At 60.2% G+C, this 26192-nt stretch carries 22 protein-coding genes and 5 pseudogenes; 22 read left to right on the top strand and 5 right to left on the bottom strand.

Translation table 11 applies throughout. The annotated features are described in order from the left end of the window. Positions 1-102: 102 nt before the first annotated feature. Positions 103-297, top strand: a pseudogene (locus tag G6N73_RS13140) (glycosyltransferase family 2 protein); the annotation flags it as partial. Positions 298-548: 251 nt separating this feature from the next. Then, positions 549-1667: pseudogene (locus G6N73_RS13135) on the top strand (tyrosine-type recombinase/integrase); the annotation flags it as partial. Here the strand turns inward: G6N73_RS13135 and G6N73_RS13130 are convergent. Further along, a complete protein-coding gene (locus G6N73_RS13130; protein ID WP_246251991.1) occupies positions 1648-1878 on the bottom strand; it encodes a helix-turn-helix transcriptional regulator in 231 nt (76 codons plus the stop codon). The pseudogene G6N73_RS13135 and the gene G6N73_RS13130 sit on opposite strands and share 20 nt — an antisense overlap. 427 nt (positions 1879-2305) lie before the next feature. Here G6N73_RS13130 and G6N73_RS13125 point away from each other — a divergent pair, with 427 nt between their 5' ends. Beyond that, complete coding sequence (locus G6N73_RS13125; RefSeq protein WP_246251989.1) at positions 2306-2566, top strand: hypothetical protein; 261 nt, start codon at positions 2306-2308, stop codon at positions 2564-2566. A gap of 31 nt (positions 2567-2597) precedes the next feature. Here the strand turns inward: G6N73_RS13125 and cysQ are convergent, their stop codons facing one another. Genes cysQ through cysD form a run of 3 tightly spaced genes read right to left on the bottom strand, consistent with a single transcriptional unit; the run spans position 2598 to position 6260 of the window. Further along, positions 2598-3467, bottom strand: a complete 870-nt coding sequence (cysQ, locus tag G6N73_RS13120) for a 3'(2'),5'-bisphosphate nucleotidase CysQ (protein WP_165028195.1) — start codon at positions 3465-3467, stop codon at positions 2598-2600. Further along, entirely contained in the window at positions 3415-5352 is a 1938-nt protein-coding gene (cysN, locus tag G6N73_RS13115) for a sulfate adenylyltransferase subunit CysN (protein WP_165028193.1), read from the bottom strand. The genes cysQ and cysN overlap by 53 nt, the downstream gene beginning before the upstream one ends. A gap of 2 nt (positions 5353-5354) precedes the next feature. Next, positions 5355-6260 carry a sulfate adenylyltransferase subunit CysD gene (gene cysD, locus G6N73_RS13110; protein WP_165028191.1) on the bottom strand — a complete coding sequence of 302 codons (906 nt, stop codon included), beginning with the start codon at positions 6258-6260 and terminating at the stop codon, positions 5355-5357. A gap of 323 nt (positions 6261-6583) precedes the next feature. Between cysD and G6N73_RS38575 the strand changes: the two are divergent. Next, positions 6584-6707: pseudogene (locus G6N73_RS38575) on the top strand (IS5/IS1182 family transposase); the annotation flags it as partial. Between the two features lie 144 nt (positions 6708-6851). Here G6N73_RS38575 and hemN read toward each other — a convergent pair. Beyond that, entirely contained in the window at positions 6852-8201 is a 1350-nt protein-coding gene (gene hemN / locus G6N73_RS13105; protein ID WP_165028188.1) for an oxygen-independent coproporphyrinogen III oxidase, read from the bottom strand. 157 nt (positions 8202-8358) lie between these two features. Here hemN and G6N73_RS13100 point away from each other — a divergent pair, with 157 nt between their 5' ends. The 18 genes and pseudogenes from G6N73_RS13100 (at position 8359) to nodI (ending at position 26191) form a co-directional block, all read left to right on the top strand. Further along, positions 8359-9087, top strand: a complete 729-nt coding sequence (locus G6N73_RS13100; RefSeq protein ID WP_008840714.1) for a Crp/Fnr family transcriptional regulator — start codon at positions 8359-8361, stop codon at positions 9085-9087. 667 nt (positions 9088-9754) lie between these two features. Beyond that, the gene (gene ccoN, locus G6N73_RS13095) at positions 9755-11365 is read left to right on the top strand and encodes a cytochrome-c oxidase, cbb3-type subunit I (RefSeq protein WP_165028186.1); all 1611 of its coding nucleotides are present in this window, start codon (positions 9755-9757) and stop codon (positions 11363-11365) included. A 10-nt stretch (positions 11366-11375) separates the two neighbouring features. Then, positions 11376-12107, top strand: coding sequence for a cytochrome-c oxidase, cbb3-type subunit II (gene ccoO / locus G6N73_RS13090; RefSeq protein ID WP_008840718.1), 732 nt, complete (start codon positions 11376-11378; stop codon positions 12105-12107). An 11-nt stretch (positions 12108-12118) separates the two neighbouring features. Next, positions 12119-12268 (top strand): CcoQ/FixQ family Cbb3-type cytochrome c oxidase assembly chaperone, encoded by a 150-nt coding sequence (locus G6N73_RS13085; RefSeq protein WP_008840719.1) that lies wholly within the window; start codon positions 12119-12121, stop codon positions 12266-12268. Between the two features lie 2 nt (positions 12269-12270). Then, complete coding sequence (gene ccoP, locus G6N73_RS13080) at positions 12271-13134, top strand: cytochrome-c oxidase, cbb3-type subunit III (protein WP_008840720.1); 864 nt, start codon at positions 12271-12273, stop codon at positions 13132-13134. A gap of 214 nt (positions 13135-13348) precedes the next feature. Continuing rightward, a complete protein-coding gene (ccoG, locus tag G6N73_RS13075; protein WP_165028184.1) occupies positions 13349-14908 on the top strand; it encodes a cytochrome c oxidase accessory protein CcoG in 1560 nt (519 codons plus the stop codon). Beyond that, a complete protein-coding gene (locus G6N73_RS13070) occupies positions 14905-15402 on the top strand; it encodes a FixH family protein (protein WP_165028182.1) in 498 nt (165 codons plus the stop codon). The genes ccoG and G6N73_RS13070 overlap by 4 nt, the downstream gene beginning before the upstream one ends. Next, entirely contained in the window at positions 15399-17687 is a 2289-nt protein-coding gene (locus tag G6N73_RS13065) for a cation-translocating P-type ATPase (protein WP_165028180.1), read from the top strand. Before G6N73_RS13070 ends, G6N73_RS13065 begins: the two co-directional genes overlap by 4 nt. Next, positions 17684-17839: a cbb3-type cytochrome oxidase assembly protein CcoS gene (ccoS, locus tag G6N73_RS13060; RefSeq protein ID WP_008840724.1), complete on the top strand. Its 156-nt coding sequence runs from the start codon at positions 17684-17686 to the stop codon at positions 17837-17839. The genes G6N73_RS13065 and ccoS overlap by 4 nt, the downstream gene beginning before the upstream one ends. An 83-nt stretch (positions 17840-17922) precedes the next feature. Next, complete coding sequence (locus G6N73_RS13055; protein WP_165028178.1) at positions 17923-18237, top strand: IS110 family transposase; 315 nt, start codon at positions 17923-17925, stop codon at positions 18235-18237. A gap of 312 nt (positions 18238-18549) precedes the next feature. Continuing rightward, positions 18550-18681, top strand: coding sequence for a hypothetical protein (locus G6N73_RS37935; RefSeq protein ID WP_281352878.1), 132 nt, complete (start codon positions 18550-18552; stop codon positions 18679-18681). Positions 18682-18983: 302 nt separating this feature from the next. Next, on the top strand, positions 18984-20165 hold the full coding sequence (gene ubiM, locus G6N73_RS13050; RefSeq protein WP_165028175.1) for a 5-demethoxyubiquinol-8 5-hydroxylase UbiM: 1182 nt from the start codon (positions 18984-18986) through the stop codon (positions 20163-20165). Between the two features lie 2137 nt (positions 20166-22302). Continuing rightward, entirely contained in the window at positions 22303-22893 is a 591-nt protein-coding gene (locus G6N73_RS13040) for a NodA family N-acyltransferase (protein ID WP_165028173.1), read from the top strand. Beyond that, positions 22890-23549 carry a chitooligosaccharide deacetylase NodB gene (nodB, locus tag G6N73_RS13035; protein WP_165028171.1) on the top strand — a complete coding sequence of 220 codons (660 nt, stop codon included), beginning with the start codon at positions 22890-22892 and terminating at the stop codon, positions 23547-23549. Before G6N73_RS13040 ends, nodB begins: the two co-directional genes overlap by 4 nt. A gap of 15 nt (positions 23550-23564) precedes the next feature. Further along, positions 23565-24923 carry a chitooligosaccharide synthase NodC gene (nodC, locus tag G6N73_RS13030; RefSeq protein WP_165028169.1) on the top strand — a complete coding sequence of 453 codons (1359 nt, stop codon included), beginning with the start codon at positions 23565-23567 and terminating at the stop codon, positions 24921-24923. A gap of 27 nt (positions 24924-24950) precedes the next feature. After that, a pseudogene (locus tag G6N73_RS36835) lies at positions 24951-25082 on the top strand (SAM-dependent methyltransferase); the annotation flags it as partial. Next, positions 25071-25181: pseudogene (locus G6N73_RS38570) on the top strand (carbamoyltransferase C-terminal domain-containing protein); the annotation flags it as partial. The pseudogenes G6N73_RS36835 and G6N73_RS38570, both read left to right, overlap by 12 nt. Before the next feature lie 95 nt (positions 25182-25276). Beyond that, positions 25277-26191, top strand: coding sequence for a nodulation factor ABC transporter ATP-binding protein NodI (nodI, locus tag G6N73_RS13020; protein ID WP_008840731.1), 915 nt, complete (start codon positions 25277-25279; stop codon positions 26189-26191). The last annotated feature ends 1 nt before the right edge of the window (position 26192 follow it).

Genomic DNA, 26192 nt, shown 5'->3' with positions numbered 1-26192 from the left:
ACATCGTTGGACCCGCAAATATGGTTACCGGATTATTGCGGCCTTATGTAGCAAAGGCACCAAGGCCGCGTAGCGGCTTAAAGTGTCCGAACTCATGAGGCCGGTTTCCGTGCCGCCGCGCTTGCCGACGTCGGCGGCTGGGATCCCTACAACGTGACCGAGGACGCCGATCTCGGCCTTCGCCTCGCGCGCTTCGGCTACCGCGCCGAGACGATTTCCTGCCCGACGTTTGAAGACGGCCCCGAGGACTTCAAGACCTGGAGGCCGCAACGCACGCGCTGGTTCAAGGGCTGGATGCACCTTGGCGTGAATTCAAGTAAGGATCTGACGGAAAACAGTTTTTAAGCGAATTTCAGAGGCTCGATGGACCGCATAGCAACGCTATAGCAACAAATCGGTCAAACCCCTCGCACTCTGGCGGTTCGATTTCCGGGCTTAGCGAGATATTTGAGTGGGAATGAAACTGGATCATCAGCGGGCTTTCGCCGACTATCGGCGGAAATTGGATGGGTTCAAGCCGATTTTCCTGCCAGATCACCTTCCGATAAGACTACCGTGTCAACGGCCGCCGCAAGACCATTGACGCTCGGTCGCTATGGAGAGGACGGCATCTCGCTGGCCGAGGCGCGAGAGCGCTGCCTCGCGGCGCGCAAGATGGTGGCGGAGGGCAAATCGCCCGCCCAGGAGAAGCAGCGCCAGAAGCGCAGGCTTTCCGCCGCATCCACTTTGGGCGAGGCGGGCAAGCGCTGGTTCAAGCAAGCCAAGATGGCAGAGAGCACACGCTCGATGCGCAAGGCCATTTTCGACCGTGACATCCTGCCGGTCTGGAAGAGCCGTCTACTGACCGAGATCACGCCTGACGACTTGCGGTCACTCTGCGCCAAGGTAAAGGAGCGTGGCGCGCCGGCCACGGCCATCCACGTCCGGGACATCGTGAAGCAGCCATTCTCCACGGTGAGAAGGTCACCAACCCCACCGATGACGTCGGACCGGCCTCCATCGCAACGTTTGCGCCGAAGGATCGTGCGCTCAGGCCAAGCGAGATCCAGGATCATGCTCAATGAGCTTGAGCATGATCCGACGCTGCCGACCATCCGACTTGGACTCAAGCTGATTCTGCTCACCATGGTCCGCAAGAGCGAGCTGCTCGACGCCACCTGGGATGAGGTCGATTTCGAGAATGCTGTCTGGAGCATCCCGAAAGAGCCGATGAAGAGGAAAAAGCCACATAATTCTATCGCTCGCGGCAGGCGCTCGACAATATGATCGCGCTCAGAACCTGCGCTGCGAATTCGCGCTATGTGCTGCCGTCGCGGTACGATGCCGACGAGCCGATGTCGCGCGCGACCTTCAACCGCGTCACCATGGCCATCGTCGAACGGGCGAAGACGCAGGGACTGCCGCTTTCACGGTGCACGACTTGCGGCGCACCGGCTCGACGCTGCTCAATGAGCTCGGCTTCAATCGCGACTGGATCGAAAAGTGCCTCGCGCATGAGGACAACCGCTCGTCGCGCGGCGTCTACAATAAGGCGGAATACGAACCGCAGCGACGCCACATGTTGGCAGGAATGGGCTGACATGATCGACGCGTGGCATGTAGGTAAGAGGCACACGCCGACGCTCCACCCGCCCACAGTGCAATCGATTACTCTCGATCCAGCTTGACCGGCCGCGTCCTGCGCAGCCGTACATCGGGCGCGGGCGCCGTTTCGATCTTTCCGGCTTCGGAGGCGCGCCGTCGCTCCTCGAGCCAAGTCTCAACCTCGGCCAGATCCCAAACGACGCAGCGCGGCGTCAGATAAAAGCGCCGCGGAAATTCGCCCCGCTGCTCCATCTCATAGATAGTCGTAGCCGATAGCGGAACAATTTCTCTCAACTGCGTCCGCCTGATCGTACGCCGTACCGGACGCGATCCCGTGTGGGGCAAAACAGGGAGGGCCTGCGATTCCCTGGCGCTCCGTGCGTCCGAATTCTGCTGACGCTCGTCCATGTCTCGAACCCGAAAAGGAGAAAAACGTTCAAAGTTCCGGGCCTAGGATCACACGAGGCGCCGAATCCTTTTATGGCCATCAGATGCGACGATGCCGCCTTTTACAGCAATTTGTGCATGCTTGCGGCCACAGTAGGCGCATCACAGGCAGCCTCGATACGTTCGCGTGAGTTGGCTCATAACAGGAACGTCGTCTCAGCGGGCTCGATCGCCACTGCCGAGGTGATTACAAAGATTGTCCTCCATTATCTGGGGCATGGTCATATGTTCCATTTGGACGGCGCATGACTTTGCCCGCGGATTGAGGAGCACAATGATCGTTGGCCACATCCGTGCGATGTGTTACGTCGTTGCCATGGCAGAAGCGATGATCGTACCGTTCCATGAAGCCGTCAAAGCGGCCATCTGGCGCGAGTTCGAGTTGGCAAAGGCCCGCTTCGGCAATGACTGGCAGTTACTGTGCATAGAGGAAAACTGGGGCGACACCCTGGATGACCGGCACACGCTGAGGATGCTCCGATCTCTTAACCGGAACGGATCCTGCTACAGCAGGATGTTCTGCCGGCGAGACTAGAGTTCGTTCATTCCGATGGAATCGGATGGATTCAGCCCAGCCAGCGAAAACCTTGATCCGCCGCCGGTGACGTATCTGCTATGAACCAGGGATTGGCGAAATCCGCCTCGCCCCGTTGTCCGCATTTGCCATAGCGAAGCGGATCGCCATCGATAAGCATGGTTCGTCCGCCAGCCCCCCGCAGCACAGCATCGCCGGCCGCGGTATCCCATTCCATGGTGCGGCCGAAGCGCGGATAAAGATCGGCCTCTCCACTCGCCAAGAGGCAGAATTTCAAGGAAGACCCCACCGAGACGATATCCGCGCCCTCAAATCTGGCGATGAACTCGTCGGTTTCGGGCGTGCGGTGGGACCGGCTTGCAACGATCGTGAGCGGCTCAGCCGCGCTTCGTACCGATATCTTGCGGCGGGCCGCTGGCATGAAGTCCGGTGTGATTGAAACCTCGGTCGCTTCGCCGGGACGCCCGGAATATAAAAGGCCCCTGGCCGGAGCATAGACGACGCCTAGTTCAGGCGTACCCTTGCGCACCAGCGCGATGTTGACGGTGAAGTCCTTTCGGCGATTGACAAATTCCTTGGTGCCGTCGAGCGGATCGATCAGCAGGATCGCATCGCTCTCCAAAACCGGTACGACGCCGGCGGCGATTTCCTCCTCCGCCACGCACGTTACGCCTGCCAGCGCGATGCGAAGACCTTCGAGGATCACGCGCTCAGCCGCCCGGTCGGCCTCGGTCACCGGCGAGGCATCCGGCTTCGTCTCATAGATAAATCCGGCCTCGAAGATATCCATGATGGCGCGACCCGCCGAAAGCGCCAGGCTTTCGAACAGGGCGAGGACGGCCTCGTCGTCAGATGGATCCACATTCGTCGGCAAGAGGTCGTTGGGCAATATTGCGTTCATGCAGCCATCTTTCGAGATCATCTAGCATCTCTTCCGGTGATTTGCCGGTCGTTTCTAGCCGTATGTCGGCATTTTCCGGCGTCTCGTAAGGCGAATCGACGCCGGTGAAGTTTTTGATCTCGCCGCTCAGGGCTTTGGCGTAAAGACCTTTTGGGTCGCGCGCGGCGCATTCCTCGAACGGCGTATCGACGAACACCTCGATGAACTCGCCCTCGCCCATCATCTCCCGCGCCATGCGGCGCTCCGCGCGGAAGGGCGAGATGAAGGAAACGATCACCATCAGGCCGGCGTCCACCATCAGCCGCGCCACTTCGGCGACGCGGCGGATGTTTTCGACACGGTCCTCGTCCGTGAAGCCGAGATCGCGGTTCAGCCCGTGGCGGACATTGTCGCCGTCGAGAATGTAGGTGTGGCGGCCGCTCGCATGCAGCCTCTTTTCCAGCAGATTGGCGATGGTCGACTTGCCCGAACCGGAAAGGCCCGTGAACCACAGCACCGCCGGCTTCTGGTGCTTCATTTCTGCACGGGCCGACTTGTCGACGTCGAGCGCCTGCCAATGCACGTTCGACGCGCGGCGCAGTGGATGCAAGATCATGCCGGCCCCGACCGTCGCATTGGTGATGCGGTCGATGAGGATGAACGCGCCGGTGGCGCGGTTTTCGGCATAGGTGTCGAAGGCGATCGGGGCCTGGGTGGATAGATTGCAGACGCCGACTTCGTTGAGGTCGAGCGACTTGGCGGCCTGATGCGCGAATGAATTCACATCGACGCGGTACTTTAGTTCGGTAACGGTCGCGTTCGCCTGGTCTGTCTCGGTGCGGAAGATATAGGAACGTCCCGGCAGAAGCGCCTGCTCGTCGAACCAGACCAGATTGGCCGCGAACTGGTCGGCTACGTGCGGCCGTGCTTCGGGCGCGACCAGCAGGTTGCCGCGCGAAACCTCGACCTCGTCTTCTAGGACAATGGTAACCGCCTGCCCTTCGATGGCCCGCTCTAGGTCGCCACCCTGCGCGACGATGCGCTTGACCCGCGACTTCTTGCCGGATTTGGCGACGACGATCTCGTCGCCCGCCCCGATGGAGCCAGAAGCGACCGTCCCTGCGAAACCGCGAAAGTCGAGGTTCGGCCGGTTCACATACTGCACGGGGAACCGGAACGGCTGCTCGGCCGCGGCATCGACCGACACCGTTTCGAGGTGGTCGATGAGGGTCGGACCGGCATACCAGCCGGTTTGCATGGAGCGCCGGGACACGTTGTCGCCGAAGCGCGCCGACATCGGGATCGGCACGATGGACGAGAAGCCCAGATCCTTCGCGAATTCCGTGTAGTCGGCGACAATTCTGGCAAACACGTCGCGGTCAAAGCCGACCAAATCGATCTTGTTGACTGCGAGCACCACGTGACGGATGCCGAGCAGCGAGGCGATGATCGAATGACGGCGCGTCTGGCGCAGCACGCCCTGCCGGGCGTCGACGAGCACTATGGCCAAATCGGCCGTCGAAGCGCCCGTCGCCATGTTGCGCGTGTATTGTTCGTGGCCTGGCGTGTCGGCCACGATGAATTTTCGCTTGGGCGTGGCAAAGAAACGGTATGCGACGTCAATTGTGATGCCCTGCTCACGCTCGGCTTCCAGCCCATCCACGAGCAGTGCGAAATCAACATCGTCGCCGGTCGTGCCGTACTTCCTAGAATCGCGTTCGAGCGTGGCGAGTTGGTCTTCGAAAATCTGCTTGGTGTCGGACAGCAGGCGGCCGATCAGCGTCGACTTGCCGTCGTCGACCGAACCGCAGGTCAGGAAGCGCAGCAGCGATTTCTGTTCCTGTTCGGCGATGAACTCGCGAACGGTTTCGGTCGCGACGAGATTTTCGGCCAGTATGTGGCGCATTCTCAGAAATACCCTTCGCGCTTCTTCTTTTCCATCGAGCCGGCCTCGTCGCGGTCGATCAGCCGGCCCTGGCGTTCCGAGGTGCGGGCGATCAGCATTTCGTTCACGATGCCTTCCAGATCGTCGGCGTCGGAATCGATCGCTCCGGTCAGCGGGTAGCAGCCAAGCGTTCTAAAGCGGACCATGCGGTTTTCGATGACCTCGCCTGGCTTGAGCTTCATGCGGTCATCGTCGCGCATGATCAGCATGCCGTCGCGCTCGACCACCGGCCGCTTCTTGGCGAAATAAAGCGGCACGATCGGGATCTCTTCCCGCAGGATGTATTGCCAGATGTCGAGTTCGGTCCAGTTCGACAGCGGAAACACGCGGATCGATTCGCCGGCGGAAATCCGGGTGTTGTAGATCTTCCACATTTCCGGACGCTGGTTCTTGGGGTCCCAGACATGCTGAGCATTGCGGAACGAGAAGATGCGCTCCTTGGCGCGAGACTTTTCCTCGTCGCGGCGCGCCCCGCCAAAGGCTGCGTCGAAACCATACTTGTCGAGCGCCTGGCGCAATCCCACCGTCTTCATGACGTGGGTGTGCGTATTGGAACCGTGGTCGAAGGGATTGATGCCGTCTCGCACGCCGTCTTCGTTGACGTGGACGAGGAGGTCGAAGCCCAGTCTCTCGGCCATCGAATCGCGAAACTCGATCATCTCGCGGAATTTCCAGGTCGTATCGACATGGAGAAACGGAAACGGCGGCTTGGCGGGGTAGAACGCCTTGATGGCCAGATGCAGCAGGACAGACGAATCCTTGCCCACCGAATAGAGCATCACCGGCTTCGAAAACGTCGCCGCCACCTCACGGAAAATGTGGATGGCCTCGGCCTCCAGGCGTTGCAGATGCGTCAAAGGGACATTCATGTCGGCACTTTCTAAACCAGGCTTTTGACGGGGCGCAAAGCACCGCCCCTGCAGAGTTAAATCCATGATTTGACCGCTTCAGGGCGGATCTAGCACCGTCGCTCGCGCGGCGGCTCTGAATGAGCCGGGGTCCGTACAGAAATTTCCGCAGTGCAACAACTGTCGAATTGTCGCCGGACGTAGCGCGGGGGCGACTCCGTTTCTTCAGGCGTCCATTCCTCGGACGAACCAGAGGGCAGCCTTGCCTGTCAAGCCCATGGCCGTCCCACAAGTATTTTACCGTCGTACCCGCAGGCGTGTGAGGTCTGCGTGAAGGGCCGGGGACGGTCGCCGGGCAGGACAAGACGAAGTTCCGGGGGCGCGACCGCGTCGGGTGGGCCTTCACTTCGCTGCCGCCGCCCTACAATCTGGTGCGGGCTTCCGAAGCAGCTGACGGTGCCGACATGATTTTGCCAGCAGGCTGCCAACTGGTCGGCCGCTGGCGCAACTCGAGGCTGATAGACGGGGATCTCTCGGCTATCTCGATCTCGGCGGATCAGCCACGATCACCATCGGAGCCGCAATTTAGTGCTGCAGCGATAGGACTGGTGCTCAGACTGCCACCGAGTGCCTGGCCGTTCCACTTTCGAAATATCTGTCGAACTTCACCGCGATGCTCCTCACGAAGGGACGACTTTCTGCCGGTACGACGAAACTGTCGCCCTGGAGTTCAAGGAGTCGAGCAGGACCATGAATTGCGATGGAGCTTGCCTGAAGAAGGAGCCTCTGGCCGGCTTTCCCGAAGCTCTCCACCAGATCGATCGCTGAAAAGGCGAAATCGCACATTAGCCGCTCGATGATCCATCCCCGGACGCGATCGTCGTCGGAGAGCACGATGCCGCGCATAGCCGCCAATCCGCCGTCTGCAACCATGCGCCCGTACTCGCCGGTCGAAGGCATGTTCTGCACGTAACCCTGGCGAAAATGGCTGATGGATGACGGGCCAAGTCCGATCAATGTCTGGCAGCGATCCTCCGTGTAGCCCTGGAAATTGCGATGCAAAGTCCCTGTGCAGGCCGCCACCGCCAGCGCATCGCCCGGCTTGGCGAAATGATCGAGACCTATTGCTTCATAGCCCTCGTCCATGATCGCTCGCGCAGCGAGTTGCGATTGGGCGAACCGCTCTGCGGGACCTGGCAGCCATGCGTCGTCGATCATAGTCTGATGCTTCTTGAACCACGGCACGTGAGCGTAGCCGAAGAGAGCCATCCTGTCCGGTTCCAGTGCCAGCGCTTGAGCGACGGTGGAACATACGCTCTCCCTGTTCTGGTGCGGCAATCCGTAGAGCAGATCGAGATTGACCGATCCGACGCCGCGTGAACGAACTCCGTCGACGACGGCCTTGGTCTGCAAAAAGCTCTGCTCGCGGTTTATCGCCTTCTGCACTTTCGGATCGAAATCCTGTACGCCGAGGCTCGCCCGGGTCATGCCGATTTCGGCGAGTGCGTCCAGATGCGCCCCGTCCATATCGTTCGGATCGATCTCCACGCTGATCTTCGTATCGGGAACAAAATCGAAGCTGTCCCGCAAGAACGCGCCCAGAGCCACCATATCCTCGGGCTTCAGCATGGTCGGCGAGCCGCCACCGAAGTGGATTGCGCGGACGAAGGCCTTGCCGCTGACAAGACCGGCAACCGTCGCGATCTCCGCATATAGCGAGCGCAGATAGGTGGTCACGGGTTCATAGTGGCGCGTCTGTTTGGTATGGCAAGCACAGAACCAGCAGAGCCTGTCGCAATACGGAATATGCAGGTAAAGCGATATCTCGTCACCGTCTTCGAGCGCCTCCAACCAGCCACGGTAAACGGCAGCATCGACGCCAGGATGGAAATGCGGCGCGGTCGGATAACTCGTATAGCGCGGGACGTTCTCACCTAGTCTGGCAGCTAATTCCGGTCGCATGTCGCGGTCCCCCGTGTTTGCATCGCCGGAACTCTGGACGCAAGGGTCAGCCAAAGCCCTGATTTCGGTCAACTTCCAGCACGGACAAACTGCCGCAAGGATTTCTCTACCGTGGATTGCTATCCTGCCGGCCCTTGGGACCCGTTGGACGATCGAGATGACAGTACGCCAGGACATTCGCAGTTTCCGCATTCCCGTTCTTTGCGGGCCTTGCAAGGCACGGCATCACGGCGTCTGCGGTGCGCTCGATCCCGACCAATTGGTTGCACTCGCCAAAACTTCGTCGAGACAGAAGCGCGAGCCAGGGGTCGAACTGATCGGTAACGCCGAGGCCATCGGCAGCTACTCAAATGTGCTTTCAGGCGTTGTGAAGCTGACGAAGAGCCTTTCGGACGGCCGCCAGCAGATCGTCGGCCTCCGGTTCGCACCGGATTTTCTGGGACGGCCCTTCAAGGTGGAAAGCGCGATCAATGCGGAGGCGGCAACAACCGTTTCACTGTGTACTTTTCCGAAGGGGGCCATCGAACGGATGATGAAGGAATCACCGGAGCTCCAGAATCGCCTGCTCAAGCAGACGCTGAACGAACTCGACGCAGCACGCGAATGGATGGTGACACTGGGGCGCAAGACCGCACTGGAAAAGGTGGCGAGCTTTCTCCTAATGATCGCCCGAAATATCGATCCCGCGGTTGATCCGGCGGCCAGGTCGGCGTGCTTCGATCTGCCGCTGACGCGTGTGGACATCGCTGATTTCCTTGGACTTTCTGATGAGACCGTTAGCCGACAATTCACGCGATTGCGGGCTGACGGCCTTATCCGGATCGAGAACAAACGCTATGTGACGGTGGACAGCGTGAGCAGGCTGGAGCAACGCTGCGGCGGCTGAAGCACGCGGCAACCGCCCTTTGAATAAACCCAAGCGACCGGCCCACGTCGCTTACTCCGATACGCGGCAGGACATGCTCGCGTTCGAACGCGATTTGTCGCGCAAGCCTTCGAAGAAGCCGCGTAGCAGAACCCGACAGCTTCGGCATTCCCTATCGGGTCACCATGGCCGATCGCCAGGAGCGTTTCGGTCCCCTCGTCCGCGAAAGCATTGATCCTCGACATGCCCGGCGCGCAACCGGCTGGTGGAGGCAAGATTGGTCTGGGCCGAGGTCAGTACGCCTAATATGCCGGGTACCGTCTCCTCGAACCGGTGAATGTCACAAAGCAGCGGAACGATGGCATTGCTGTGCCAAGGCATTTGAAGCGATCGACGTTCGACAAGGCATCGGCAATACGTTCCACCGCGTCGCAGAGCCTCAGTTCTCAATGCGCGCGCTTCATCGCCTCGCCCGCAATCGCCTCCAGGCCGGCCACGCAGGACTTTTCCATGAGCTGGGCGGCCCGTGCTGCGTTTCCTCGTTCAATCGCCCCGTGCTGATTGCACCGAGCTCGATGCTGCCCAAAGCAAAATCGTCCTGACATGGATCAGGGCGAGCAGGCCGCGGCTGCGGAATTCATGCACCGCGGATTTGGCGTCCGCCGAAATGCGAGATCGGGAACTTGCGATGAAATTCGGCACAGAGATCGTTCTTCTCTACCTGTTTGCCTTTGCGGCCCTTGTAGCTGCCGGTTTGGGCGTGGATGAACCTTTTCGCCAGCATATGTGGGTGTTGTTCTTCGTTCTTGCGGGCTTCACGGCGATCCTGTTGCGCAATACGGAATTCAAACCGGCGATTCCTGTTGATTCCTCGGCTTACATGGACGGGCCGATCCGCTACGGGGCCGTTGCAACGGTGGTCTGGGGCGTCGTCGGCATGCTGGTTGGTGTGGTTATCGCCCTGCAGCTTGCCTATCCGGATCTCAATATCGAGCCCTGGTTCAATTTCGGCCGCCTGCGGCCCCTGCATACATCCGGCGTCGTTTTTGCGTTCGGTGGCAATGCGCTGCTTTGCACATCCCTATATGTGGTGCAGCGCACCTGCCGCGCGCGGCTGTTCGGAGGCGATCTCGCGTGGGTCGTGTTCTGGGGCTACCAGCTTTTTATCGTCATGGCGGCGACAGGCTACCTGCTCGGCGTCACCGAGAGCCGCGAATACGCCGAGCCCGAATGGTATGTGGACCTGTGGCTGACCATCGTCTGGGTCGCGTACCTTATCCTGTTTCTCGGCACCATCCTGAAGCGCAAGGAACCGCATATCTACGTCGCCAACTGGTTCTATTTGTCCTTCATCGTGACCATCGCGATGCTGCACGTGATCAATAACCTGTCGATGCCCGCCTCCTTCCTGAGCTCCAAGAGCTATTCAGCATTTTCGGGCGTCCAGGACGCGCTGACTCAGTGGTGGTACGGCCACAACGCCGTCGGTTTCTTCCTCACCGCCGGCTTCCTCGGGATGATGTATTACTTCGTGCCCAAACAGGCGAACCGACCGGTCTATTCTTACCGCCTTTCCATCATCCACTTCTGGGCGCTGATCTTCCTCTACATCTGGGCAGGTCCGCACCATCTCCACTACACGGCCTTGCCCGACTGGGCACAGACGCTCGGCATGGTGTTTTCGATCATGCTGTGGATGCCCTCCTGGGGCGGCATGATCAACGGCCTGATGACGCTCTCGGGCGCCTGGGACAAGCTGCGCACCGATCCGATCATCCGCATGATGGTCATGGCTATCGCCTTCTACGGCATGTCGACCTTCGAAGGCCCGATGATGTCGATCAAGGCGGTCAACTCGCTATCCCACTATACGGACTGGACCGTCGGCCATGTCCATTCGGGCGCGCTCGGCTGGGTTGGCATGATCTCGTTCGGCGCAATCTATTACATGGTGCCGAAGCTATGGAACCGTGAACGGCTCTATTCGCTGCGGCTCGTCACCTGGCACTTCTGGCTGGCGACCCTCGGGATCGTCGTCTACGCCGCGGTAATGTGGGTCTCCGGCATCATGCAGGGCCTGATGTGGCGCGAGTACGACGAGCAGGGCTTTCTGGTCTACTCCTTCGCCGAAACCGTCGCCGCCATGCATCCCTACTACATCATGCGTGCGCTAGGCGGCCTGATGTATCTGTCCGGCGCCCTGATTATGGCTTGGAACATCGCCATGACCATCTTTGGCTATCAACGCAAGGAGGAGCCGATGCCGGGCTCCACCTCCGCCCTCCAGCCTGCGCAATAAGGAGCCAGAAATGGGCTTGATGGACAAACACGCGATCATCGAGAAGAACGCCACGCTCCTTCTCGTTGGGTCCCTCCTTGTAGTGACGGTCGGCGGCATCGTCGAGATCGCACCGCTCTTCTATCTCGATAATACGATCGAGAAGGTCGAAGGCATGCGGCCCTATTCGCCGCTGGAGCTCGCCGGGCGCAACATCTATGTCCGCGAGGGCTGCTACACCTGCCACAGCCAAATGATCCGCCCCTTCCGCGACGAGGTCGAGCGTTACGGTCATTACAGCCTGGCGGCTGAGTCGATGTACGATCACCCGTTCCAGTGGGGCTCGAAACGCACCGGACCGGACCTCGCGCGCCTCGGCGACCGCTACTCCAACGAATGGCACGTCCAGCATCTAAGCGCGCCACGCTCGGTGGTGCCGGAATCGATCATGCCGAGGTATGCCTTCCTGAAGGACACGCCTATTGAGGTGAAGGACTTCTCGACCCATCTTATCGCGAACCGGCGCGTCGGCGTTCCCTACTCCAATGATATGATCGCCAACGGCAATGCCGATCTCATGGCGCAGGCCGATCCGGGTGCCGACACATCGGGCCTCGAGAAACGCTATCCGAAGGTCAAGATCGGCGACTTCGACGGCAACCCACAGAAGGTCACCGAAATGGATGCCCTGGTCGCCTATCTCCAGATGCTCGGCACATTGGTCGATTTCAAGACCTACGACGAAGCCGCCGGCTACCGCTGAGGAGAGTGATCATGGACTACAATTTGATGCGGGAATTCGCTGATAGCTGGGGGCTGCTCGCGATGGCGCTCTTCTTCGTCGGATGCATTGCCTTTGCGCTACGTCCCGACAGCCGCAGGCACGCCGATGAAGCCGCTCACATTCCTCTCAAGGATGATTGATCATGAGCAGCGAGCACATCGACGAGGTCTCGGGCATCTCAACGACCGGCCATGAGTGGGATGGTATCAGGGAACTCAACAACCCACTTCCGCGATGGTGGGTCATCACCTTCTACGTCACCATCGCGTGGGCGATCGGCTACACTATTGCCTATCCGGCATGGCCGCTGCTGACTTCCGCCACGAGGGGCGTGCTTGGCTTTTCAAGCCGAAACGACGTCAAGAACGAGCTGACGGCCGCAGAGGCCGCCAAGGCCAAATATGTCGCGGCGATAGAGTCGAGAACCGTCTCCGAGATTGCTGCCGACGATGCGTTGCGCGAATTCGCTGTCGCTGCCGGTGGCGCTGCGTTCAAGGTCAATTGCGTGCAGTGCCACGGCTCAGGAGCGCAAGGGTCCAAAGGCTTTCCCAATCTCAATGATGACGACTGGCTGTGGGGCGGCGAGGCCGAGCAGATCCAGCAAAGCATCAAACATGGCATCCGCTTCGCGCCCGACCCGGATACGCGCCTGTCGGAAATGCCCGCTTTTGGAGACATCATCACGGCCGATCAGATCGCGCAGGTCAGCGCCTACGTTGCCAGCCTGTCCGGCCTGGTCCAGGACGCAATGCTGATTCAACCCGGCGCCCAGGTTTTCGCCGAAAATTGCGCTGCCTGCCATGGCGAAAACGCAAAGGGCAACAGGGAGTTGGGCGCACCCGACCTGACCGACGCGATCTGGCTCTATGGACCGGGCGAGACGGCTATTGCCGCGCAGATCCGCGCGCCGAAGCAAGGCGTGATGCCGGCCTGGATCGCGCGTCTAGGCGAGACCAAGGTCAAGGAACTCGCGGTCTACGTCCATTCGCTTGGCGGCGGAGAATAGAAACGGAAGGCTTATTCTCCGCCCACCCCCCGCCAAGCGACGAGGCCCGGCGTGAGCCGGGCCTCGACACCGCTCCGGCGTCCGGCGAATGACCGGCATCAACGCGAGCTGCCAGCCATGCGGCAAACTGCTCAACGTAGCATTCCGGACGTCAGCCAACGCAGACAAGTCGGGTTGCACGGCAATGTCATCGGCTGCGCGATAGGGGATTCTCGTGCTGGATAAAACACGGATAGAACGGCTCGAAGCCGAAGCACTCAACTCCGCCAAGACGCGACAGCCGCTCTATGCCCCGCGCAAGAAGGTGTTCCCCAAGCGGGCCTCGGGCAGTTTCCGCCGCTTCAAATGGCTGGTGATGGCGATCACCCTGGGTATCTACTATCTGACGCCGTGGTTGCGATGGGATCGCGGGCAGTTCGCCCCGAACCAAGCCGTGCTACTCGATCTCGCCAACCGCCGTTTCTACTTCTTTCTCATCGAGATATGGCCGCAGGAATTCTACTACGTCGCCGGTCTTCTGGTGATGGCCGGCATCGGCCTCTTCCTGATCACATCCACTGTTGGCCGCGCCTGGTGCGGCTATACCTGCCCGCAGACCGTTTGGGTCGATCTCTTTCTGGTCGTAGAGCGGGCGATCGAAGGCGATCGCAATGCCCGCATGAAGCTCGACTTTGGCCCGTGGACCACGCGCAAGCTGGTACTGCGTGTATCGAAGCACGCCTTCTGGCTAGTCATAGCGGTGGCAACCGGCGGCGCCTGGATTTTCTATTTCGCCGATGCGCCGACGCTGCTCCGCGAAGTGGTCACCGGCACCGCCGCGCCCGTGGCTTACGTTACCATCAGCGTCCTGACCGCGACCACCTACACGTTCGGCGGGCTCATGCGGGAGCAGGTCTGCACCTATATGTGTCCGTGGCCGCGCATCCAGGCGGCCATGCTCGACGAGAATTCGCTCACCGTGACCTACAATGACTGGCGCGGCGAGCCCCGTTCACGTCATGCCAAGAAGGTTCAGGCAGCCGGTCAGCCGGTCGGCGACTGTGTCGACTGCATTGCCTGTGTCGCGGTCTGCCCGATGGGCATCGACATTCGCGACGGCCAGCAGCTCGAATGCATCACCTGCGCGCTCTGCATCGATGCCTGCGACGGCGTTATGGACAAGCTGGGCAGGGAGCGCGGGCTCATCTCCTACGCGACGCTATCCGACTACAACACCAACATGGCGGTAGCGACAGCAGGTGGCACCCGTCCGATCCATCCCACCCTCGTTCGGACCGCCGGCGGGACCTTCTCCGACGGGTTGGCGCATTTCCGCATTCGCAAGATGTTCCGGCTGCGCACCCTCATCTATGTGGGCGCTTGGTCGGCGGTCGGGCTTGCTCTGCTCTATTCGCTGCTGACGCGCGACCGGCTCGAAATCAACGTTCTGCACGACCGCAACCCGCAATTCGTGACCCTGTCCGATGGCTCGATCCGCAACGGCTATACCGTCAAGCTGCTCAACATGATCCCCGAACCGAGGACCATCGTCGTCAGCTTGCAAGGCCTGGAAGGTGCCGAGATGAGCATTGTCGGCATCGACCTTCCCGCCGGCCGCTCTTTCACCATTCCGGCGGAACCTGACCGGCTGAAAATACTCAAGGTCTTCGTTCGCCTGCCGGCCGACAAGGTCAAGGACCAGGTGCAGACCTTGACGTTCCGCGTCGAGGACAAGGCAAGCTTCGAGAGCAACGAATACAAGGCTAGTTTCAACACACCTGAGGCCCACAGATGAGCGCCGACACGCAAAAGCCCCGCGAATTCACCGGCAGACATATGCTGTTCATCATTCTCGCCTTTTTTGGGGTGGTGATCGGCGTCAATGTGATTATGGCGACGTTCGCCAGAACGAGCTGGACCGGTCTTGTCGTCGAAAACACGTATGTGGCCAGCCAGCAATTCAATCAGAAGACTAGGAAAGGCCAGGCGCAGGCGGCGCTGGGCTGGACCGGCAAACTGACGATCGCGGCAGGCGAAGTCCGCTACAGCCTCCGCGACGCCGCCGGCAAGCCGGTCCCTGTGCACGGCGTCCAGGTGCTGTTTCGTCATCCCGCCTATGAGGCGGAGGACAAGACGGTCACTCTTACCGCCGCCTCCGGTCAGATGTTCGCGGCGCGGCATACGCCGAAGGACGGCGTCTGGATCGTCGAAATTGATGCCGATGCCGGCCTTGCGGAACCCTATCGCGACGTTCGCCGGATCATGATTTCCCGGGGAGCGCTCCAATGAGCTGCTGTGCGCCGGGCGCCGAAATGGCACTTGATGTCGCCGGCGCCGCATCCGTTTTGCCGTCGAGCCAGGAGATCAAACTGGCGAGCCGGCCCCTCGGCGGCGACCTGTATCAGACCGATCTCTCGGTGCCGGCGGTTCACTGCGCGGCCTGCATCCAGACCATTGAGACGGCGATTGGAAAGCTGAATCGGGTCGAGGGCGCCCGCGTCAGCCTGTCGACGAAACGGGTCTCGGTGCGGTGGCGTGGGGACGAGGTCCCATCATTCGTCGCCGCGCTTGGACGGCTTGGTTATCAGGCGCATCTGTTCGATCCTGTGATCGACGAAAAGGACAAAACTCTTTCGGAACTCATCCGGGCCGTCGCGGTCGCCGGTTTCGCGGCGGGCAACATCATGCTGCTTTCGGTGTCGGTCTGGTCCGGTGCCGAAGGTGCCACCCGGGACCTGTTTCATTGGATCTCGGCCCTGATCGCCATCCCGGCCCTCGCCTTCGCTGGCGGCATCTATTTCCGTTCGGCGTGGAATGCGCTGCGCCATGGCCGCATGAACATGGACGTGCCGATCGCGGTCGGGGTTTCGCTCGCTTACGCGATCAGCCTCTACGAGACCATCAATCATGGCGACCACGCCTATTTCGACGCGTCCGTGTCGCTGCTGTTCTTCCTGCTGATTGGCCGAACGCTGGATCACGTGATGCGGGAGCGGGCACGCACCGCCGTCAAGGGCCTGTCGCGGCTGGCGGCGCGTGGCGCCATGGTGCTGCGCGGCGACGGCATGCGCGACTACCTGCCGGTGGGCGAGATCGAGCCCGGCATGCAGCTTTTGATCGCGGCCGGCGAAAGGATCCCCGTCGACGGCAACATCGTGGAGGGCTCGTCGGACCTAGATTGTTCCCTGGTTTCCGGCGAGAGCACTCCCAGAACCGTTGCGCTCGGGGAAAAGGTTCAGGCGGGCACGCTCAATCTTACGGGCCCGCTGACCATGGCGGCGACCGCTGCGGCGAAGGATTCCTTCCTGGCGGAAATGGTGCGGCTGATGGAGGCCGCCGAAGGCAGCCGCACGCAGTATCGCCGGATCGCCGATCGCGTCTCGGCGCTTTATGCACCGGTGGTCCATCTCACCGCCTTCCTGACCTTCCTTGGCTGGATGGCGGCTACTGGTGACTGGCACAAGGCCACAACCATCGCCATCGCCGTTCTTATCATCACATGCCCCTGCGCGCTCGGCCTGGCAGTCCCGATCGTGCTGGTGGTCGCGGCGCGGCGCCTGTTCGAAAGCGGCATCATGGTCAAGGACGGTTCCGCCATGGAACGCTTGGCATCGGTCGACACGGCGGTGTTCGACAAGACAGGCACTCTTACTCTCGGACGGCCACATCTTGTCAACGCCTCCTCCATCGACCCTACTATGCTGGCGATCGCGGCCGACATGGCCGCGCATTCCCGACATCCGTTTTCAAGGGCGATTGCCGGCTTTGCAGGGTTTTCCGGCCAGCCCAAGCTCGAATCCTTCAGCGAGTATCCGGGCTTCGGGATTGAAGCCAGTGGGGCCGGAAACACCTGGCGTCTTGGCCGGCGCGGATGGGCAGGTTGGAAAGCCCGAACCGGCGGCGAAGGCAAATTGAGCGGGAGCGGCGGGACGGTCCTTTCGAGGAATGGGATCATTAGCGCATCCTTCGCTTTCAAGGATGCGCTCCGCCCCGACGCCAAGGCAGCCATCGAGCAACTGAAAGATGCTGGCCTGTCGGTGGAGATGCTGTCGGGCGACACGGCAAAGGCTTGCAGCGAGGTGGCCGAAACATTGGGCGTCGACCGCTTCGTTCCCGCGATGCTCCCCTCCGGCAAGGTCAAACAGATCGAGACGCTGGCAAAAGACGGACATAAGGTTCTGATGGTCGGCGACGGCCTCAACGATACGCCTGCGCTTGGCGCGGCGGATGTCTCGATCGCCCCGGCGACCGCCGCCGACATTGGCCGCAACGCAGCAGATTTCGTCTTCCTGCGCGAGAGCCTTCTGGCAATACCCTTTGCCCTGGACGTCTCGCGGAAAGCCGGACGGCTGATCCGCCAGAACATTGCCATCGCCATCATCTACAACGCCGTTGCCGTGCCGATCGCCATTCTCGGGCACGTCACTCCGTTGATCGCAGCGATAGCGATGTCCGCCTCGTCGCTGCTGGTGATCGGAAATGCGTTGCGCCTGCATGGCTTTGCGCTCGCCGAGGCGACGAGTGCTCCTTCGGCAACGCGCTCGGGCATTCGAGCACCGGTGCAGCAGTCATGACGACGCTCGTCTACCTCTTACCCGTCGCTCTGTTCCTTGGCGGACTGGGGCTATCCGGTTTTCTGTGGGCCTTGAGAAGTGGTCAATATGAGGATCTTGACGGGGCCGCTGAGCGCATCCTCATCGACCGGGACGACGAGCCGGAACGCTGACCCGATAAATGTGGTGTTTCAGCCACCAAGCGGAGAGGACGAGCAATATGAAGAAAATACGATGATTGGGAATGGATTTGGCAATGAATGTAATCGTGCTCCACGGCGTGTCGATGAACGGCCATCTGAAGTTTCGAAAGAAGCTGTCACGGCTCCAGTTTCAGAAGTTCATGACGGAGCATCCGTCGGCAGTGGTTGCGCCGATGCCGAGGCGATTGTGGCCCAGCGACCGGAGATGCGATTTCGTCGAGCCGAAATCGGAAGAACAGCAGGCCAGGGCAGTATTGTTCCGAGCTCGCCAGCGCCTCGTCCACCAGCGCACCGATCTGGTGAATGCATTGCGTGCCATTCTCTACGAATGCGCGGCCACGTCGTCGCGCAAGGCAGCCACCACCTGACTGGCATCAAGGACATCGTCGAGGAACCAAAGAGCAATCTGCCCGAACTGGTCCGCCACGAATGCGCTCGTTGTTGGGATTCGGACCTGATGCAGATCACCATACCGGCCAGCAGCTTCTGGAAGTGCCGAACATGAAGGCCACGCTCGATCACACGTCGAAAAAAGGGCCAGAAGCCTCTGCGTTACGGGCGGCAACCACAGCAGGCTCTACAGCTAGCAAGCTGCGCTGACAGAGATCTTTGAAAAGCCCCCGTCGCACCAAAGACTGCGTTGCTGGTTCCGCCTTCATGCGTAGGCGGCTGATGTCATCATGTACGAGAAAAGGATCGCCCCGAAAGGGGCAGTCCGCCGTTTCGTGCCGATCTGGCTAAACCAAGGCCAAAACATTTTCGTGGCGATCGACCACCAACTCGCCATTGCCGGCATTTGTGGTGTTGGTTGATCCAGATCAAGGTTACGTCCTCATCTGCGTGGTTTCGTCGATCGGTCTTACAGGGAAGAACGCATTGCTATCAGACAGCTTCGTCATCGTATCATACAGCTGGAGCACCCCCGAGCCGAATGAAAATGTCGGCGTCCGTATTTGATGGAACTGCTTACTTCGTTGCCGATTTATGCGGATCTTCCTGCCCAGTGGCTTGAGGCGGTGCAGCGGACACTGGAACGCAGCGCTACCGGTGCACGACTTGTGGCTCAACTCCGCCACCGTCTCACGAAGGTAGCCGATGCGAGGGCGGCAGGCTAATGGCCGGCTCCGGCGACAAGTTCGACATCGTTGTCGTCGGAGCCGGGCCGGTCGGACTTTCCTTCGCCGCGTCGCTTGCCCAGAGCGAACTCAAGGTGGCAGTTGTTGAACAGCAGTCTCTCGAAAGGCTGGCGGATCCGGTTTTCGACGGTCGCGAGATCGCGCTGACCAACGCCTCGATCAGAATCCTTCGCGAGCTCGGCGCCTGGGATGCCATCCCCGCTTCGGACAAATCACTACTTGAAGGCGCGCGCGTGCTCAACGGATCGAGCGCTTTCGCTCTGTGTTTCGATCCTCCCAGTGCATCTAGCGAACCACTGGGCGTTCTGGTCCCAAATTGCCGGATCCGCGATGCCCTGTTCAAGATCGTCCGCTCGCAGGATCATGCCCGGCTGCTGTGCGGCCTGTCGGTGGTCAATGCAACCAACAGCCACAAAGGCGCAGTCATAGTGCTCTCTGATGGCAGGCAGCTGACCGCTCGGCTTCTCGTTGCAGCGGATTCGCGTCTGTCCGCCACGCGCGACCTACTCGGCATCGGCGCCGACATCAATCGACTTGGCAAATCGATGCTGATTTGCCGGGTGAGGCACGAGCGAGTCCATCACCAGATCGCAGTCGAATGGTTCGATCACCATCAGACGATAGCGATGTTGCCGCTCATGCAAGGCGTGTCGTCGCTGCTTCTCACCTTGCGCTCAAGCGAGGCCGATAGACTGCTTGCTTTCGAGGACGATTTGTTCCTGATGGAATTGACGAACCGCTGTCGAGGGCGCCTCGGAGAAATGACCTTGGCAAGCAGCCGCCATGCCTACCCATTGGTCACGACGTGGGCGCACAAGTTCTGGGCTCCGAGCGCCGTACTCATCGGCGATGCTGCCATAGGCATGCACCCGGTGACTGCGCATGGCTTCAACATCGGCCTGAGCGCCCAGAGGCAACTCGCTCATCGAATCCTATCAGCATGTCGCGACAGTCGCGACATTGCCGATCCCGACATGCTCCGCAAATACGAAAGCTGGCTGCGCCGGTCGGCCGCGCCGCTCTACTATGCTACGAATATACTCGTCGGGCTCTACTCAGGCGAGCACCCTGCGGCACTACTTGCACGACATGTTGGGCTTCGCGTTGCCCAACATCTTCCCTTTGTCCGCCAGGGCATTTCGGCCATGCTGAGCCGGTGAACCACAGTCTCCATAGTGTCAACCGCTCTAAGGCGCTATCTCGCTAAGTCAGGTCAAGGGCGGCACGCCACGCCTTGGTGTCGTCACGGCCAAGCATGTCGATTTTTCGCGCAGGGCATCGCAGCGACCGAGCCATGTGCCGCTTCTGGACACGCTCGCAAACCCGGTTGCAGATATAGTACTTCGCGAAACTACACTCCATCTGCAAACCGTTCATACAGCCGGATAAGGCGACAACGCAATTCAACGATGCTGAAACCGTCGCGGAAAACGCGACTGTGCGGCGTTGGTTATTAGCCGCAGTAAGTCGGCGGCTTTTGGATGCCTCTAGGACCCCTGAAGGCCTGCGCCGGCGTTTTGCGCATGCCACATTACGCTGGTATTGGGAAGCTGGAACGTCGATACTGCAAAACAGTTCTGCCTTGCCGATGATTGCGTTGCTTTTGACTTTTTTCTCGCAACCCAAAGCTAGGCAAAAAGCGACAGTGACTGTTGGCCAAGTTCAATTGCAAGCCCCGAGAGGACGGCAGCTGGCTACCGTTTTCGTAGACGCCCCGAGTATCTGCTCGCGAAGAAGACGGAGCTGCTTAATCAGATCGAGGCGCGGCTGGCCTATGTCACACCCTCGCATCAGTTCCCGCTGGGGGGCGTCTTGCCGGTCTCGCGCCGCTATCAGCTCCTCGAATGGGCTCGGCGCAACGACGCTATGTGAAGACGATTACGACAGCGAGTACCGCTACGATATCAGTCCGGTTCCCCACTGCACAAACTGGAGGACCGCAGTTCGTTATCTGTCTTGGCACGTTTCCAAAACGCTGTCGCCGATGCTGCGCATCCTCTATCTTGTGGTGCCCCGGAACTGCAGGATGTCTTCGCGACGGCCAAGCAGCTTCCGGACAGGCATTCTCCGGTTGCGGAGCAGGAGGGCCTGGCCTCGCTGATTGAGAGCGGCAGCTATGAAATGTGCGACGCGCGCGCCGGCTGAACGGCGAGCGCCGGGAGACCCTGCCGCACTTCGACGCGCGTCGCGGACCATCATCAAAGGCGCCGATACCGGGCTGCATGTCGTCGTCCGGTCAAAGACATCTCTCAGTCATTGGAGGACGTGCTGGTCTAAGAGGCGCGATGGGCAGGCGCGGTCCATTCCGCATAGCCGCTCTAGGGCCGGCAAACAGGCGAGGGCCGTCCTGATGGCGTCGGATTGGTGGTGGGCTATTCCGCATTGAGAGGCCAGAACGGCGTTTGACTCCTCAGCGGGCCGTCGAAAGCGGTGAGAAGCAACTCTAAGAACACTTCGGCTGCACACAAAGTCTCAGCCGGTATGGCCGCGAGGGCTTGAATTGCGACATTCGCCCGTGTGCAGGATCGCCGACTGGATTAGGCAAACTCGCAAAAGATGGCCATGTCGATCAGGTCAGCTCCGGGGCAGGAGGTGTCTCCCGGTTGGGGCTGTCATCCTGACACACGGAGCGCGGAAGCAGGCACGGCGACGGACACTCGGTGGAGACGTTCTGTCGAAGGGCCAAGCTGGCTCCGGCGGGCTGCTGCGGATCTTGGTCGGGCTTGAGCATCCGCAGGAGGATATCATCGGTGACCTTTACCAGGTGATGTTCCTGGTTGAGTAAGGCAGGCCGCGCAAACCAGCAGAAGCGCTTGCGGGCCCCATCAGAGCCGATCGGGTTCTCTTCAACTCGTCGGGCTTGTCACCCGCATCACCGCGTCTGCATCGATATCCTTCTGGGAATATCCGTGCGCCGCTTCAGCCAAATCCGCCCGCGGAAATAGAGATGTAACCGGGCGACGGTTGAGTTCATGGCCGGCTGGCTCAGTTCGATCGCAAGCCGCCGCCGTTACGCATGACATCCACAGGGTGGATAGGCCGTATAAAAACAATCGATTTTACCGATCTTTCGAAATGCTCCATTAGCCAACACGAAACTAAGTGTATCGACGTGAAAGTTGCGAGCTGCACAGAAGGACGGAAGTATTGAGAATGTCCATAAGCTATGGAACGCGACGCATCCAAGAATCCGCCAGCCAAATTGGCTAGCCTCACGATCACTGACGACCGCGGATGGCGTGCACAATATGGCCGCTGCTTCGTCCCTCAAGAAGACATCATAAAGGAGGTCTTTGCATGCGCTCTCAGGTGCAGTGGAGGCTTTGCTGGGAAAATGAGTTGCAAGTGGCTGACCATGTCGAACTCGCCGATTTCTTTCGAAAGACCTATGGGCCGACCGGAGCCTTCAACGCAAAACCATTCGAAGGCAATCGGAGTTGGGTGGGTGCGAGGCCAGAGCTCCGTGCAATCGGCTATGACTCAAAAGGTATAGCGGCCCATCTGGGCCTGCTGCGTCGGTTCATCAAGGTTGGCGCGGTCGATCTGCTAGTGGCTGAACTAGGATTGTACGGGGTACGTCCGGATCTGGAGGGGCTCGGGATCGCCCGTTCAATCCACGTCATGAGTCCAGTACTGCACGAGCTTGGGGTTCCATTCGGCTTCGGCACGGTTCGGCACGCGCTGCGGAACCATCTTGAGAGGTTTGGCAGACACGGCCTGATGACCGTCGTGTCAGGCGTTTGCGTACGGTCGACCCACCCGCAGGTGCATCTCCACCTGCCGGCCACGCGCGTGGAGGACGTTCTCGTCGTGGTTATGCCGATTGCGCGGCCGATGAGCGAATGGCCGACCAGTGCCATCATTGATCGGAACGGGCCGGAGCTATGACGCACGTCGGCTGCTTATACAAAGTGCGCAGTGAGTGCTCTGACGGCGCCAGCCATCGCAGCGTTTATCTGACGTTTGACGACGGTCCCAATCCGCTTTTCACACCGGAGATTCTCGATGTGTTGGCAGAACAGGGGGTGCCGGCGACTTTCTTCGTCATCGGCGCCTACGCGGCAGACCAGCCGAAGCTCATCCGACGAATGATTGCGGAAGGGCACGAGGTAGGCAACCACACGATGACTCATCCGGATCTGTCCAAATGCGGCTTCGGGGAAGTGCAACGCGAGATATATGAGACGAACAAGGCTATCATGACGGCGTGCCCACAGGCCTCGGTGCGCTATATTCGCGCGCCCTACGGTGCCTGGAGCGAAGACGTCTTCACAGCGTCAGAGATCGCCGGACTCGCGGCCCTCCACTGGTCCGTAGACCCTCGCGATTGGTCTCGCCCTGGCGTCGACGCGATTGTTGATACAGTGCTCGCCTCTGTCCGGCCGGGCGCAATTGCGCTCTTGCACGACGGATGCCCTCCCGACGAATTGAGACAATGCACCGACGCCGGTCTGCGCGACCAGACGGTCACTGCGCTGTCCCGTCTGATTTCAGCATTGCATGACCGCGGATTTGTAATCCGCTCGCTTCCCCAACATCACTGAACAAATCGGCATCCTATGAACCTGCTTGATACAACCAGCACTGTCGCCATCTCGTGTTATGCGCTGCTCTCGGCTGTCTATAAAAGCATGCAGACGGCTTATGCTTTGCCGATAGGCCGTTCACCGGCGTCGGAAGACCCGGTCGGTTTCGACCTTCTGCCGAGCGTGGATGTCATCGTCCCCTGCTTCAACGAGGATCCGAGCGCGCTCTCGGCATGCCTAGCGTCCATTGCAAGTCAACAATATGCCGGAAAACTGCACGTCTATGTAATTGATGACGGTTCTGCAAATCGCGACGCTGTTGTAACTGTGCACGACGCCTTTGCGGGTGACCCGAGATTCAATTTCATTCTGCTCCCCAAGAACGTTGGTAAGCGCAAGGCGCAGATCGCCGCGATACGGCGCTCATCTGGAGATTTGGTGCTCAACGTCGACTCCGACACGACGATCGCATCCAATGTCGTCACAAAGCTTGCACTGAAGATGCAAGATCCTGCCGTCGGGGCGGCCATGGGTCAGTTGATAGCCAGCAACCGGAGCGACACCTGGCTGACTCGGTTGATCGATATGGAGTACTGGCTGGCTTGCAATGAGGAGCGCGCGGCACAGGCTCGCTTTGGTGCCGTTATGTGCTGCTGCGGCCCATGTGCTATGTACCGTCGCTCCGCGCTCGTTTTGCTGCTGGATCAATACGAGACGCAACTGTTTCGGGGGAAGCCAAGCGACTTCGGTGAGGATCGCCATCTCACGATCCTCATGCTGAAAGCAGGACTTCGAACCGAATACGTTCCGGACGCCATCGCCGCAACAGTCGTTCCGGATCGGCTAGCACCCTATCTGCGCCAACAACTCCGCTGGGCTCGAAGCACATTCCGAGACACTTTGCTGGCGCTGCGCCTACTGCCAAGCCTCGATCGCTATATAACGCTGGATGTGGTCGGACAGAATCTCGGCCCGCTATTGCTCGCCCTGTCGGTATTGGCTGGACTCACGCAGTTCGCACTGACTGCCACAGTGCCCTGGTCGACTGCCCTAGTGATTGCATCCATGACCATAATTCGCTGCAGCGTGGCAGCGCTTCGTGCTCGCGAACTTCGATTTCTCGGCTTCTCGCTGCACACACTCATCAACATCTTCCTCCTACTTCCCTTGAAAGCTTATGCGTTGTGTACGTTGAGCAATAGCGATTGGCTGTCGCGAAGCTCTCCTGCCAACGGACCGAACCAGGGCGGGAAACAGGTCGCCATGCAAAACCCCATCGCTGGATCAAGCACTACAGAATTGTCGGAAAATGCGGTGCCACGTCGCAAGCTCAAGTTGGCGCGGGATCCTTCGACATTGGTGACATCTGACTGCGTTTGCAGCGACGATTGATCGTAACGTTACCTAGGTGGATAAGTCTTGAGCCAGGATACAAAGTATCAACTGTTGAATCGGGAATTGGTCGCAGACGATCCGTGGCAGCTCGGCAGTAATCCGTTCGAGCGGGAGCGCCACACGCAAATGCGCCGCCTGTCGCGGGAGGCTGCGCCCTGCAGTATGCGGCAGCTCGCTACACTCCTCACCAGCAACAAACCCTTGGTTTTTCTTACCGGGCGCGCCGAGCGCGCACCGCGCGCGCTGGGCGGACGCATTGAACACATATGGTGCGACGGCCTGATGTTCACCAAAGCGCTTGGAAGCGAACCCTCGTCGATCGAGGTGCGTTCTTCAGCTGAGATGAGCGCATGTCAAGCGTAGCAGTCGGCTTTGCCGGCGTAACGAAGTCATATGGCGGCAAAACTGTTGTCGACGGCCTGTCGTTCACCGTCGCGCCGGGGGAGTGCTTTGGCCTGCTGGGACCGAACGGCGCGGGCAAAAGCACGATTACGCGCATGCTTCTCGGCATGGCGCGGCCTGCAGCGGGTGAGATCACGGTGCTCGGCGTGCCTGTGCCGGCGCGCGCTCGCTTGGCACGCAAGCGTATCGGCGTGGTCCCTCAATTCGACAACCTTGACCTCGCGTTCACAGTACGCGAGAACTTGTTGGTGTTCGGGCGCTACTTCGGCATGAGCACACGCGAGGTCGAAGCGAAAATTCCGTCGCTGCTCGAATTCGCTAACCTCGAGAACAAGGCAGATGCGCGGGTTGCCGAACTATCCGGCGGCATGAAGCGGCGTCTGACGCTTGCGCGTGCGCTGGTCAATGATCCGCAGCTGCTGGTAATGGACGAGCCGACCACCGGCCTCGATCCGCACGCGCGCCACCTGATCTGGGAGCGCCTGCGCTCACTGTTGGCGCGTGGCAAGACGATTATTTTGACCACCCACTTCATGGAAGAGGCGGAGCGCTTGTGTGACCGGCTGTGCGTGCTCGTGGGTGGGCGCAACGTCGCCGAAGGCCGACCTCATGCGCTGATCGACGAGCAGATCGGGTGCCAAGTGATCGAGATCTATGGTGGCAATCCGCATGAGTTGAGTTCGCTGATCAAGCCGTACGCGAAGCGTATCGAGGTCAGCGGCGAGACGCTCTTTTGCTATGCGCCCGATCCAGAGCATGTGCGGTTGCAACTTCGCGGGCGCGAGGATCTGCGGCTTCTGCAGCGCCCCCCGAATCTGGAGGATGTCTTTTTGCGGCTGACCGGGCGCGAGTTGGAGAAATGAA

The sequence above is a fragment of the Allomesorhizobium camelthorni genome, from assembly GCF_011045125.1.
Classification (GTDB): Bacteria; Pseudomonadota; Alphaproteobacteria; order Rhizobiales; family Rhizobiaceae; genus Allomesorhizobium; species Allomesorhizobium camelthorni.
The sequence above is the reverse complement of the archived record's forward strand: the minus strand, read 5'-3'. Positions and strand labels throughout refer to the sequence as shown.